This is a genomic window from Jiella sonneratiae (assembly GCF_017353515.1).
Classification (GTDB): domain Bacteria; phylum Pseudomonadota; class Alphaproteobacteria; order Rhizobiales; family Rhizobiaceae; genus Jiella; species Jiella sonneratiae.
On record NZ_JAFMPY010000004.1, the window covers coordinates 39862 to 52763 of the forward strand.

The 12902-nt window shown below is 69.0% G+C and carries 12 protein-coding genes; 8 read left to right on the forward strand and 4 right to left on the reverse strand.

Features of this window, described 5'->3' with window-relative positions; genetic code table 11:
• Positions 1-17: 17 nt before the first annotated feature.
• A complete protein-coding gene (locus J1C47_RS04260; RefSeq protein ID WP_207349493.1) occupies positions 18-1250 on the reverse strand; it encodes a LysR family transcriptional regulator in 1233 nt (410 codons plus the stop codon).
• 151 nt (positions 1251-1401) lie between these two features.
• Here J1C47_RS04260 and J1C47_RS04265 point away from each other — a divergent pair, with 151 nt between their 5' ends.
• From J1C47_RS04265 to J1C47_RS04300, 8 genes are read left to right on the forward strand one after another with little or no spacing between them, the layout of a single operon-like run.
• Positions 1402-2451, forward strand: coding sequence for an ABC transporter substrate-binding protein (locus J1C47_RS04265; RefSeq protein ID WP_207349494.1), 1050 nt, complete (start codon positions 1402-1404; stop codon positions 2449-2451).
• Positions 2451-3422 carry an ABC transporter substrate-binding protein gene (locus J1C47_RS04270; RefSeq protein WP_207349778.1) on the forward strand — a complete coding sequence of 324 codons (972 nt, stop codon included), beginning with the start codon at positions 2451-2453 and terminating at the stop codon, positions 3420-3422. Before J1C47_RS04265 ends, J1C47_RS04270 begins: the two co-directional genes overlap by 1 nt.
• A gap of 32 nt (positions 3423-3454) precedes the next feature.
• Positions 3455-4345, forward strand: a complete 891-nt coding sequence (locus J1C47_RS04275; protein WP_207349495.1) for an amidohydrolase family protein — start codon at positions 3455-3457, stop codon at positions 4343-4345.
• Entirely contained in the window at positions 4338-5219 is an 882-nt protein-coding gene (locus J1C47_RS04280) for a substrate-binding domain-containing protein (protein ID WP_207349496.1), read from the forward strand. The genes J1C47_RS04275 and J1C47_RS04280 overlap by 8 nt, the downstream gene beginning before the upstream one ends.
• Positions 5216-6061 carry an ABC transporter ATP-binding protein gene (locus J1C47_RS04285; protein WP_245396354.1) on the forward strand — a complete coding sequence of 282 codons (846 nt, stop codon included), beginning with the start codon at positions 5216-5218 and terminating at the stop codon, positions 6059-6061. The genes J1C47_RS04280 and J1C47_RS04285 overlap by 4 nt, the downstream gene beginning before the upstream one ends.
• A 21-nt stretch (positions 6062-6082) precedes the next feature.
• Positions 6083-6907: an ABC transporter permease gene (locus J1C47_RS04290; protein ID WP_207349497.1), complete on the forward strand. Its 825-nt coding sequence runs from the start codon at positions 6083-6085 to the stop codon at positions 6905-6907.
• Positions 6908-6925: 18 nt separating this feature from the next.
• Positions 6926-7984, forward strand: coding sequence for an amidohydrolase family protein (locus J1C47_RS04295; RefSeq protein ID WP_207349498.1), 1059 nt, complete (start codon positions 6926-6928; stop codon positions 7982-7984).
• Positions 7974-8837, forward strand: coding sequence for an HpcH/HpaI aldolase family protein (locus J1C47_RS04300; RefSeq protein ID WP_207349499.1), 864 nt, complete (start codon positions 7974-7976; stop codon positions 8835-8837). The genes J1C47_RS04295 and J1C47_RS04300 overlap by 11 nt, the downstream gene beginning before the upstream one ends.
• Before the next feature lie 207 nt (positions 8838-9044).
• Here the strand turns inward: J1C47_RS04300 and J1C47_RS04305 are convergent, their stop codons facing one another.
• The 3 genes from J1C47_RS04305 to J1C47_RS04315 all read right to left on the reverse strand — a co-directional run bounded on the left by J1C47_RS04305 (position 9045) and on the right by J1C47_RS04315 (position 12901).
• On the reverse strand, positions 9045-10730 hold the full coding sequence (locus tag J1C47_RS04305; protein WP_207349500.1) for a coiled-coil domain-containing protein: 1686 nt from the start codon (positions 10728-10730) through the stop codon (positions 9045-9047).
• A complete protein-coding gene (locus J1C47_RS04310; RefSeq protein WP_207349501.1) occupies positions 10727-11872 on the reverse strand; it encodes a protein-glutamate methylesterase/protein-glutamine glutaminase in 1146 nt (381 codons plus the stop codon). Before J1C47_RS04310 ends, J1C47_RS04305 begins: the two co-directional genes overlap by 4 nt.
• Before the next feature lie 141 nt (positions 11873-12013).
• Positions 12014-12901, reverse strand: a complete 888-nt coding sequence (locus J1C47_RS04315) for a CheR family methyltransferase (RefSeq protein ID WP_207349502.1) — start codon at positions 12899-12901, stop codon at positions 12014-12016.
• Between the last annotated feature and the right edge of the window lies 1 nt (position 12902).

Here is a 12902-nt window from a genome sequence, read left to right on the forward strand (position 1 = left end):
CGGGGCCGGCGAGCCGGTCACAGGTCCTGGTAGCGGCAGGCGCGGACCCGATCGAGGAAGCAGCGCTGCGGGGCCGTCGGCAGCCAGTCGATGCGGGTGATCGTCCCGAGCATCCGGTTGCTGCCGGGCACCTGGTAGTCGAGCGTCGTCAGCGCGTCCACCTCGTCGCCGTGCAGCGACTGCTCGCGGGAGAAGATGGTGATCCGGTCGCCGCCGAGCAGCAGCCGCTGGGTGAGCGTCAGGGAGCTCGTCTCGACCTGCGCGCGCGGGCGCACCCGCAGCCGCGCGAAGAGCTGCTCGGCCGCCGCGCGCCGCGGCGTGCCGAGCCGCGGCAGGATCCACTCGTAGTCGCAGATTTCGACGTCGCGGATGTCGCTTCTGGCCGCCAGCGGATGGTTGCGGCGCGCCACCAGGCTGTAGGGCACGGGAAACAGTGCATGCTGGTGAAGCTCGCGCAGGTCGCGGTCCGACCGCAGCGTCGTGACGATGACGTCGATCTGGCCGGAGCGCAGCCAGTGTTCGAGGCTTTCGAACGGACCCTCCAGCACCTTGATCGAGGCGTTCGGAAAGCTTTCCGCCAACCCCTCGATGGCGATCGAGACCAGCCGCGCCGCCGAGATCGGCAGCATGCCGATGACGATCGAGCTCGCCGCGACGGCGTTGAAGTCGGCGGTCTCCTCCCACCCGGCATCGACCTCGCGCAGGGCAAGGCGGACCCGCCCCGCCATCCGCTTGCCGAAGCGGCTGGTCGTCCGTCCGCTCGACGCCGCCAGGAACAGCTCCTGCCCGACGAGCAGTTCGAGGTCGCGGGCGTGCTTGTTCAGGGCGGAGGGCGAGATGCCGAGTTCCTCGGCGGCGTGCCGGAAGGACTGCTGCGCGTCGATGGCGACGAGGGCCGACAGCTGCGGTCCCGTCAGGCTGCGCAACAGCAGGCCGCGACGGGCGGTATCGCCGTCCCGCCCCGGCGACGAACCTTCGAGGGCGGAGCGCAGGAAGCGCAGCGCCCGCTCGACGCGCAGGAGGAACACCTCGCCCTCGCGGGTCGGGAAGCTGCCGCCGGCCTGCCGGTCGAAGAGCTGGCAGCCGAGCAGGGTTTCGAGGCGCAGCAGGCTGTAGGTCAGGGCCGGCTGCGTGACGTGCAGTTCCTCCGATGCCCGCTTCAGGCTGCCGAGCCGCGCGATCGCCTCGAAGTAGAGGAGTTGCCGCAGGCTCGGGCGGCCGGCCTCCCTTTTGGTGCCGTCGACAAACAAAACTTATACCCGCCCGCGCCTAATTCATTTGGATGCCGCTCAGATTCGGATCAGTGTGCGCCGGCGTCAACGGCCACGACCGTGACGCTTGATGGCGGTTGGGAGAACCGCCACGACGGCTGCAGGCCAGCCGGCAACAGGGAGGATCCACATGAACGATACAGCATTCCGGCTGTCGCGCCGCCGCGTCCTTGAAATGTGCGCCGGTGCCGGCCTCGCCGCGGCGCTCCGGCCGGGCCTGGCGCTCGCTCAGTCCGCCAAGGACCTGCCGAAGCTCTCCTACCCGGTGAACATCGTCAACACCGGGTCGAACGCCACGCTGGTGCTGCAGAAGCTCCTCGAAAATCTCAACTATCTCGACGAGTTCAACGTCGAGACCAAGACCATCAACGTTCAGGACGGCTCCAAGCTGATCGGCAGCCTGCTCAGCGGCGGCAACGACATCTGCCTGCTCTCGGGCTTCTCGCAGGTGCTGCCGGCGATCGAGAAGGGCGCGACGCTGAAGCTCGTTGCCGGGGCCAACATCCTGATCGCCCAGGCGCTCTACACCAGCAATCCCGACGTGAAGTCGGTGAAGGACCTGCGCGGCAAGACCATCGGCACCGGCGCTCCCGGCGCGCTCCTGCACGAAATGATGGTGGCGCTGCTGCGCAAGCACGGCGTCGACCCCTCGGAGGTCCAGTTCGTCAACATCGGTTCGAGCGGGGCGGTGTTCAAATCCGTCGCGGCGGGCCGGGTCGACGCCGGGCCGGCGATGACCGACGTCTACGACCAGCAGGAAAAATACGGCGTCAGGGCGATCGCCGACTTCTGGTCGGAACTGCCCGACTATCCCTATCAGGGCTCGTATGCCAGCGAACAGGCGATCGCCGACAAGCGCGACGGGCTGGTGCGCGTGCTCGCCGCCTACTGCAAGATGTACCGCTTCATGATGGACGATCCGAAGGCTCCCGAGGCCTTCATGGACGCCTATCGCAGTATCATCCGGACCGGCGACGAGGACCAGGGCGAGATGATGATCCGCTTCACGCGCGAGAAGAAAACTTATGCCCGCGACCTGATGCTCACGCCGAAGCAGATCGACTACATGCAGGACCTGAACCTCGAACTGGGCATCCAGAAGGAGCGGCTCGCCTTCGACAAGGTGGCCGACATGTCGCTCGCCAAGGATGCCGTCGCTCTCGTCGAGGGCCGGGCGTGATGGGTCCGCAGGTGAGCATGGCGGTCGGCTCCTACGGCTGCACCGAGGCGATCAAGGACGGCCGCGTCGCCGTCGAAGGCGTCGAGCTGAAGCCGGTGGAGGTGCAGCCGATCATCGCCGCCTTCCGGCGGATGGTGCGCGGCCTGGAATTCGACGTCTGCGAACTGGCGCCGACCACCTATGTGATCGCCCGGATGGCCGGGGTGCCGATCACCGCGCTGCCGATCTTCGTCAGCCGCCGCTTCCACCATTCCGGCCTGCTCGTCAGGCCGGAGGCGGGGATCGCCGCACCCAAGGATCTCGAGGGCAAGCGCCTCGGCGTGCGGGCCTATTCGGTCACCACAGGGGTCTGGACCCGCGGCATCCTGATGAACGAATACGGTGTCGACAACGACAAGATCACCTGGTTCGTCGACGACGAGGAGCATGTCCAGTCGCTTCGCCTGCCGGACAACGTGCGGCACGTGCCGGAGGGTACCTCGCTCGCCGACATGATGGCCGAGGGGCGCCTCGACGGCGGCTTCGGCGCGCGCGCCGGCATCGGCCGCAAGGGCAAGCCGACGGCCGGCTGGGAAGCGGCCGGCGGCGAGGCGCCGACCTATCGCGAACTGTTCGAGGATGCCGCCGAACGCGAGGCCGAATGGTACCGGCGGACCGGCATCTATCCCGTGCATGGCTGCGTCGTCGTGAAGACGGCGCTCCTCGAGGCGCATCCGTTCCTGGCGCGGTCGCTCTACGAAGCTTTCGACGAGGCCAAGCGCCTGTGGCTCGAGCGGCTGCACGCCGAGGGCCCGGCAGCCCCCGACCACGCCAAATATGCAGAGGTCATGGGCTTCGTCGGCGACGATCCGCTGCCGAACGGGCTGGAAGCGAACCGGCCGACCCTCGAGGCGCTGGTCACCTATGCCTGGCAGCAAGGCCTGATTGCGGAGCGGCCGGCGGTCGAAGACCTGTTCCTCGACCCGCGCTGACCGCCCGACCATTCCCGAAAATGAGGTTTTCGATGTCTCGACGCATCGTCGATATCCATCCGCACGTCATCGCGTCGGACACGGCGCGCTACCCCATGGCGCCGGTCGGCGGCAACCAGTCGAACTGGTCGGCCGACCGTCCGGTCTCCTGGCAGCAGCTCCTCGCCGACATGGAGGAGGCCGGCGTCGACCAGGCGGCGATCGTCCAGGCGTCCACCTGCTACGGCCACGACAACAGCTACGTGACGGACGCCGTCGCCGCCGAGCCCGGCCGGTTCACAGCCGTCGGTTCGGTGGACGTCCTCGCCGACGACGCCGTGGAGCGCATCCGCCACTGGCAGGCGCGCGGCATGACCGGGCTGCGCCTGTTCACTACCGGCAGCACCATGCCGGGACAGGCGACCTGGTTCGCCGACCGGCGGACCGATCCGGTCTGGGACTATGCCCAGGAGGCCGGACTGCCGGTCTGCATGCAGATGACGCAGGACGGGCTTTCGGATCTCGAAGGCGTCCTGCGGCGCTTCCCGAAGGTGACGATCATTCTCGACCATCTCGCCCGGCCGGACCTTTCCGGCGGGCCGGACTTTCCCAAGGCGGCGAAACTCTTCGACTTCGCCGGTCACCCGACGGTCCATCTGAAGCTCACGGTGCGGGCCTTCGAGGCGCTGGCCGCCGCGAAGGCGCGGCCCGAGCCGTTCTTCGAGCGCCTCGTCGAGGCCTACGGCGCCGACCGGATCGCCTGGGGCTCGAACCATCCCGCCTCGGCCGGCGGGCTGAAGGCGCTGCTCGCCACGGCCGAGGCGGGTCTCGCCTTCCTGCCGTCTCAGACACTCGACATGATCTTCGGGGGAACGGCGCTGAAGCTCTACCCCGTCCTTGCGGCCGAGGCCGGCCGTCGACAGGAGGTTGCGGCTCATGGCTGACCAGTCCTTCACCGTCGCCCTCGGCGACTACCCGCTCTCCCGCAAGATCCGCGAGACCGCCGGCCCGGAATTCACCTTCGCCGAGGTGGCCCCGGTCACCAAGACCTTCAAGCCGATGCTCGACCGCCAGGCCTACGACATCGGCGAGATGGCGAGCGTCACCTTTCTCCAGGGCAAGGTCTGGGGGCGGCGGGTGCACATGCTGCCGATCACCATGCTGGCACGGTTCCAGCAGCGCACCCTGGTCGGCAACACCGAGTTCGGCCTGCCGAAGGTGAGCGAGCTCGAGGGCAAGACGGTCGGCGTGCGTTCCTACGCCCAGACGACGGGCGCCTGGGTGCGCGGCCTGATGTCGCGCAACTACGGCGTCGACCTTCGCAAGATCAACTGGGTGAGCTTCGAGGACGCCCATGTCGCGGAGTTCCGCGACCCGGCCGGCGTCACCCGCGCGCCGGAAGGCAGCAAGGTCGCGAAGTGGCTGCAGGAGGGCAAGGTGCAGGCGGCGATCATCGGCAACGAGCTGCCGAAGGACGACGCGCGGCTGCAGCCGATCCTCGAAAATCCCGAGGGCGACGCCTTCGCCTGGTACGAGCGGACCCGTATCGTGCCGATCAACCATCTCGTCGTCGTCAGCGAGACGATGCTCGACCGCCACCCCGACAAGGTGCGGGACTTCTACAGGCTGGCCGTCGCGGCCAAGCAGGACGGCGGCGGCCGGGTGGAACAGGGCATCGACATGAACCCGGTCGGCTTCGAGGCGCTGGAGGCCTCGCTGGCGTTCCTGATCGACATCGCCCACGAGCAGGGGCTGATTCCGGAGCGCCTCGCTCCGGGCGATTTGTTCGATCCGCGCATCAGGGAGATCTGCCGATGACGGCGATGGAGGTCGCGCGCCCCGAGCCGCTGGCCGGCGGCGCGGCCGCACAGACGCCGCGGCTCACGGTGACGAATGTCAGCAAGGCGTTCCGCGTGCGTCACGGCGTCAACCAGCCGAGCTCGCTGCTGCAGGTGCTGAAGAATGTCAGCTTCGAGGCCTATCAGAACGAGATCGTCTCGCTGATCGGCGAGAGCGGCTGCGGCAAGACCACGCTCCTGCGCATCATCCAGGGGCTGATCCGCCACGACGCCGGCCAGCTGGCGGTCGAGGGCCGGGCGGTCAGGGGGCCGGGCCGCGATCGCGGCTTCGTCTTCCAGCAGCCGAGCCTGCTGCCCTGGCGGACGGCCCGCGAGAACGTCGAGTTCGGCCTCGAACTGTTGCGCATGCCGGCGCCCGAGCGGGAGCGGCGGGCGCGCGATCTGCTCGAACTCGTCGGGCTCGGCCACGCCTCCGAACAGTTTCCCCACCAGCTCTCGGGCGGCATGCAGCAGCGCGTCGGCCTGGCGCGGGCGCTGGCGATCGAGCCGGCGCTCCTGTTGATGGACGAGCCCTTCAGCGCGCTCGACGCGCAGACGCGCGAGGTCCTGCAGAAGGAACTGCTGCGGATCCAGGCCGAGACCCACAAGACGATCATCTTCGTCACCCACGATCTCGACGAGGCGCTGTATCTCTCGGACCGGATCATCGTGCTCGGCGCCAAGCCCGGCCGCGTCAAGGAGATCATCAAGGTCCCCTTCGGCAGCGAGCGCCCTGAGCTGCCGCTACTGCGCGGCGACCCGCAGTTTCAGGAGCTGCGGGCGCGGATCTGGCAACTCATCAGCAATCAGACGACCCACTGAGACCGGCGGCGGGAGGAACCAATGACGCTGTCAACGAATGTCGAGGATGCGGCGGACGAGACCGAGCTGGAGGAGCTCGGCCAGAAATCCGCCAGGAAGCACTACTGGCTGGTCCGGGCGGTCTCGATCGTCACGGTGCTGCTCCTGTGGGAGGTCGCCGGGCGGCAGGTGAGCCCGCTGTTCATGAGCTATCCGAGCGCGATCGCCGCGGCCGCGGTGCAGCTGGCGGCAAGCGGCGAACTCGGCGAGGCCTTCCTCTCCAGCATGCAGACGCTGACGCTCGGCTTCGTGCTCGCCTCGATCGCCGGCGTGCTGCTCGGCCTCCTCATCGGCCGCTACCGCTATGTCGACGCCGCCAGCGACTGGCTGGTCAACGCCCTCTACTCGACGCCGCTGGTGGCGATCACCCCGCTGGTCATCCTGTGGTTCGGGCTCGGCTTCAGCGCCAAGCTGTTCATCGTCTTCATCCTGGCGATCTTCCCTGTCCTCATCAACACGGCGAGCGGCGTGCGCAACGTCTCGAGCCAGCTGATCGACGTCGGCAACGCCTTCGCCGCCTCGGAGCGGGAGATCTTCGTCAAGGTCATCCTGCCGGCCTCGCTCCCCTACATGATGACCGGCATCCGGCTCGGCATCGGCCGCGCGATCATCGGCATGGTGGTCGCCGAATTCTTCACCGCCATCACCGGCCTCGGCGCGATGATCATCAAATACGGCAACCAGTTCGACACCGCCGCGATGTTCGTGCCGATCATCTGCCTGATGCTGATGGGCGTCGTCTACACGGCCATCGCCATCCGCTTCGAGCGCTGGGTCGCGCCGTGGCGCTACACCGAGGACGAGTGAGAGGAGCTCAGCCCCGCCATGATCATCGACATTCACGGCCACTACACCACCGAGCCCCAGGCGCTGCGCAGCTTCCGCGACCATCAGCTCGCCGCCCTCGTCGACGGGGCGCGAAGCGCCAGCCTGCGGGTGCCCGAGATCGGCGACGACGAGCTGGTCGCCAGCGTCCAGCCGCAGCTGCGGCTGCAGAAGGAAAGGGGCGGCGACCTGACGCTGTTCTCGCCGCGCGCCTCCGGCATGGCCCATCACGTCGGCACGGCACAGGTCTCCGAGGAGTGGACGCGGGTCAGCAACGACCTCATCCATCGGATCTGCACGCTGCTTCCGGAGAACTTCGCGCCGGTCGGCCAGCTGCCGCAGTTTCCCGGGCGGGACCCGGCCGACTGCATCCCGGAGCTGCGGCGGATCGTCGGAGAGCTCGGCTTCGTCGGGGTCAATCTCAATCCGGACCCGTCCGGCGGCCGCTGGCTCGGGCCGCCGATCACCGATCGCAGCTGGTATCCGCTGTTCGAGGCGATTTGCGAACTCGAGGTGCCGGCGATGATCCACGTCTCGTCGTCCTGCAATCCGAACTTCCACGCCACCGGCGCGCACTACATCAACGCCGACACCACGGTGTTCATGCAGCTGATCCAGGGCGACCTGTTCCGCGACTTTCCAACGCTGAAATTCGTCATCCCGCACGGCGGCGGCGCGGTGCCCTACCACTGGGGCCGCTATCGCGGGCTGGCCCAGGAGCTGAAGCGGCCGCTCCTGGCGGAGCACCTGATGCGGAACGTCTTCTTCGACACCTGCGTCTACCACCTTCCCGGCATCGAGCTGCTCGCCAAGGTGATTTGCGAGGACAACATCCTCTTCGCCTCCGAGATGCTCGGGGCGGTGAAGGGGATCGACCCCGAGACGGGGCACAATTACGACGACACGAAACGCTATGTCGACGCGCTCGACTTCCTTGCCGCAGACGCGCGCCAGAAGATCTTCGAGGGCAATGCCCGCCGCGTCTATCCCCGCCTCGACCGCCGGCTGAAGGACATGGCTTCCGGCAAACCCGCACAGGTGCGTTCACATGCGTCTTAACGGACTGATCGGCCGCCTCGAGCGCGGCGAAGTGGCGCTGTCGCTGTTCGCCCCGGCCGTGCCGGAGACCGCCGTCGAGCTGCAGGCCTCGCCCTATCACGGCGTCGTCTTCGAGGGCGAGCACCGCGGCTGGGACATCGCTGCGCTGCGCGATACGCTGCAGTATCTGCTCAATCGCGGCCAGATCCTGTCGCAGGGCACGCCCGCCCCCGCCGTCACGCCGCTCGCGCGGATACCGGCGAATGGCTGCGAGATGAACCAGTTTCTCGCCAAGCAGGCCCTCGACATCGGGGCCTACGGGGTGGTCTGGCCGCATATCAGCACCGCCGAGGAAGCCTACAACGCCGTCGCGGCCTGCCGATACGCCCGGCTGAAGGACAAGCCGCGCTTCGAGCCGGCGGGCATCCGCGGCGACGGGCCGATGCAGGCCGCCCGCTACTGGGGCGTCACCCAGGCCGAATACTACCGCCGCGCCGACGTCTGGCCGCTGGCACCGGAGGGGGAGATCCTCGTCGTCATCCAGATCGAGGATACCGCCGGCATCGACAACCTGCCGCAGATGCTGAAGGAAGTGCCGGGGATCGGCGTCGTGCTGATCGGCGAGGGCGACCTGTCGCAGGAACTCGGCTATCCGCGGCAGACCGAGCACAAGGCGGTGCTCGACGCGATGGCCGCGATCGTCAGGATCTGCGGCGAACACGGCGTCGTCGTGGGGCATCCCCATGCCGGGCCGAAGAATGCCGCGCGGCTGCTCGACGAAGGCTACCGCTTCCTGATGTGCGCGGCGCCGCGCAATTTCGGCCATGCCGAGCATCTGATCGCGGCCGGAGACGCCACGTTGGCCGGCGGCTAAGGGACGGGCTCGCCGGCCTGAGGCCGGCGCCCGCGACCGGTCGCGGGGGCGGGCATCATGCGGGGTCCCGGCGGGGTGGCGTCTGCGGCCCTGCCGCCTTGCGCCTCATACGGTTTCCGGCAGATCACGTCGTGATGCCGGAAACAAAGACGCTCATTCGCCGCGCGGGCTTGATACGAGCCCCGCTCTGATCGAGCGGATCTCGTATTACTCTTCGCCGTCGAAAGCCCCGAGCACCGCGTCGTGGACGACGCGTTCGATCTCCATCGTGTAGGCGGCGCGCAGCTTGTCGGTCAGGTCGCGGTGGTCGTCGGCTGCGGCCGCGTCGCCGCCGGCCCCGGCATGGACCGAGAGCGCGGCCTCGATCGCGGTCAGTTCCTCGACCAGCCCGTCCAGCCTGCCGAGGGCGGCGCCGGCGTCCGAGGTCAGCCCTGAAATACGACCGCCGAGGTCTTCGAGCACCGTGGCGGCGGCGCGGAACTGAGCGTCGACGCTCTGCAGGAAGGCCTGGCTCTTTTCGGCATCCGCCACCAGCGTGGCGAGGCTGCGGCCCGCCGACGTCCGGCGCGCCTCGGTCAGTTCGGCGGTGACGGTGCCGAGCTCGCAGAGCGCCGTCGAGACGCTCTCGGCCCGCGTCACCATCTCGCCGACCAGTTCGCGCATCTGCAGCGAGACGACGCCGAGCGCCTTGCCCTCGTGGCCGAGCTTGGAGCAGGTGATCGCCGTATTCAGGCTGACCAGCCGCATCTCGAACTCCAGCGTCCGCATCTCGGCGGCGCAGGCGCCGAACCGTTCGACGTCCGCACCGATCGCCTCGGCCAGCGTCTCGACGTGGCGATGCTCCTCCTCGGAGCGGGAGAGTTCCGCCGCCGCCTGGGCGACGCCCGTGGCGAGGCGCTTCGCGCCCGGGGCGTCGGAGCCGCCGGCCTTGGCAAGATCGGTCCGCAGCGTCGTGAAGGAGCGGTCGATCCGGCGCGAGAGGGCGAGGATCGCCTCGCGGCCCTGTCCGGTCTCCTCGACCAGCCGGTCGCGGGTGTCCTCGATCTGGGCCATCTCGAGCCGCAGGATCACCGGCCGCGCGGCGGGCTCGTCGTCGGCGAGGGCGAGCCCCGCAGAAGCGTGTTCGAGCCGCTGGCGGGTGTTGTCGCCGATCTGCAGCGAGGCGACGATGGCCGAGGCCTCGTCGGTGAGGGCGCGGCAGGCGGCGCTCGCCGACGCGCCGACCTCGGCGGCCCGTTCGCGCTCGTCGACGGCGCCGCGCAGGTCGACCTCGATGCGCTCGCGCAGCCGCTCCGTCGCCGCCCGGAAGGTCTTGCCGAAGCCGTCGCTACGGGCGGCGGCGTCGGTGAGCAGCGCATGCAGCCGGCCCTGGCCTTCCTGCAGCCGTTCCACCACGCTGGTCGCCCGGCGCGACAGCTCCAAGACGTCGTCGGTGAAGACCGCCAGCTCGGAAGTGCCCTGGTTGCGCATGCCGGCCGCGGTGACCCGGGCATTGATGGCGATCGCCGCGATCATCGCGACGGTCCGGCGCAGGTCGCCGATCTGCGGCGCGGCGGTGGCGATGGTGCGGGTCAGGCGCTGGATCAGCCCGCGCTCCTGGTCGAGGCGATCGAGCAGCCGGTCGCATTCGCCGACCAGAGCGCGGATCGCCGCCTCGGCCGAGGCGAGTTCCGGGCTGGCATGGGCGTCGGTGATGGCGCCGAAGGCGGACTGCATCTCGCCGAGCAGGCCGACGCAGGTGATCAGCCGCTCGCCGAGACCGACGAAGACCCTTTCGATCTGCGCGATGGTGGCGTCGAGTTCGCGGCGGTGCGGGGCGAGGCCGCCGGCGGTCGCGGTGCCGTGGTCGTCGTCGTCGAACGAGGCGGCGGGAAGGAGGGCGAGGGCGCTCACGAGGCGATCCTGGCGGCGGGAGCTGCGGCCATCGCATGCCGCAGGATCTCTTCGGCGACCTTGCCGAGCGGCAGCACCTTGCCGGCGGCGCCGAGCTCGATCGCCTCGCGCGGCATGCCGAAGACGATGCTCGTCGCCTCGTCCTGGGCGACGGTGGGCGAGCCCATCGCCTTCATCTCGGCGAGGCCGCGGGCGCCGTCGTCGCCCATGCCGGTCAGAAGCACGCCCATGGCGTTCGCCCCGGCATTCTGCGCCGCCGAGCGGAACAGCACGTCCACCGAGGGGCGGTGGCGGCAGACATAGGGCCCTTCCTGGATCGCCACGGTGTAGCGGCTGGCGGTGCGGCGCATCAGCATGTGGTGGTTGCCGGGCGCGATCAGGACGCGCCCGGGCAGGACGAGATCGCCATCCTCGGCCTCCTTCACCGTGACGGCGCAGAAGCCGTCGAGGCGGCGGGCGAAGGCGGCGGTGAAGCCTTCCGGCATGTGCTGGACGATGAGGATCGGCGGCGATGCGGCGGGCAGCGCCGAGAGCACCGTCGCCAGGGCCTCGGTGCCGCCGGTGGAGGCGCCGATGCACACCAGCGGCTCGGTCTTCGGGATCGAGCGCTTCAGCGATGCGGCCCGGGCCTCCGAGACCGGCGGAATGACGACGTCGGCGAAGTGCTTGGCCTCGATCACCGGCCGCACCTCGCGGCGGGCGCCGGCCTTGACCCGGGCATGCGCCGCGGCCTTGGCGACGTCGCAGATCAGCATGCGGGAATCGGTCAGGAACTGCTTCGTGTCGACGCGCGGCTTGGTGATCACGTCGACCGCGCCGGCGGCGAGCGCCTCCATCATCACGTCGGATTTCTCGCTGGCGAGGCTCGAGCAGATGACCACCGGGATCGGGCGCTGCGCCATGATCTTCTTCAGGAAGGTCAGGCCGTCCATGCGCGGCATTTCGATGTCGAGAAACAGGACGTCCGGTATCTCGCGGCGGATCTTCTCGGCGGCGAGATAGGGGTCTGCCGCCGTGCCCATCACCTCGATCTGCGGATCGTCGGCGAGAACGGCGCTCAGCGTCGCGCGGACGGAGGCGGAGTCGTCGACGATCAGGACGCGGATCTTCTCGGCGGCTGCGGGGGAACGCTCTGTGGACATCTCGCTCTCCTGGAGCATCGGGCGGGGTGTCGGCACGGCCTGCCGGGGCGTTGCGGGCGAAGCCGACGAGACGCTTGACTATCTCGGCGTCCCGGCCGGCTGGGCGCGGAACCGGCCGCGACCATCCTTACGCTTCGCGCCCTAACCCTTCCTGAAAATGGTCGGGCCGACGGGCCGCAAATTCTTCTCCTGGACGACCATCGATTCGGAATGGCCGACCACCAGGTAGCCGCCCGGCCGAAGATGCGAGGCGAGCCGCGCGACGACCGCCGCCTGGTCCGGCTTGTCGAAATAGATCAGGACGTTGCGCAGGAAGATCACGTCGACGTCGCGATCGTAGGGATAGCGCTCGTCCATCAGGTTCATGCGTTCGAACCGCGTCCGGCGCCGCAGCTCCGGCACGATGCGCACCGCGCCGCGCAGTTCCGGATCGCGGCTGTCCATGACGTAACGCTGGCGCTTGTCGCGGGGGACGGGCGCCATCGCCTCCATCGGATAGACCGCGCGGCAGGCCTGGGCCAGAACCACGTTGGATATGTCGGTGCCGAGAATGGCGTAGCTGAAGTCGCGGCGGCTGCGCTCGAGGTCTTCCAGCACCATGGCGATCGACCAGGCCTCGGCGCCGTTCGAACTCGCCGCGCTCCAGATCTTGAGGCGCCGTCCGGAGCGCGGGCGCCCCAGGAGGTCCGGCACCATCTGCTGCTCGAGGAAGTCGAGATGTTCCGGTTCGCGGAAGAAGTCGGTCTTGTTGGTGGTCACCACGTCGATGACGTGGGTGATCTCGCTTTCCAGCCCGCCCTGGTCGAACAGAAAGCGGCAATAGGCATCGAGGTTCGGCTGGTTGCAGGCGCGCATGCGCTTGCGCAGCCGGCCCTCGATCATCAGCCGCTTGGCCGGCGGCAGCTTGATGCCCGTCTCGATGGTGACGAGCGCGGCGAGGCGCTCGAAGTCGGCGACGTCGATCTGGTCGATCGCGGCGGCGCCACGTCCGGCAGTCGATCGCTCGGCAAGCGCTTGTAAGGAAGGCATC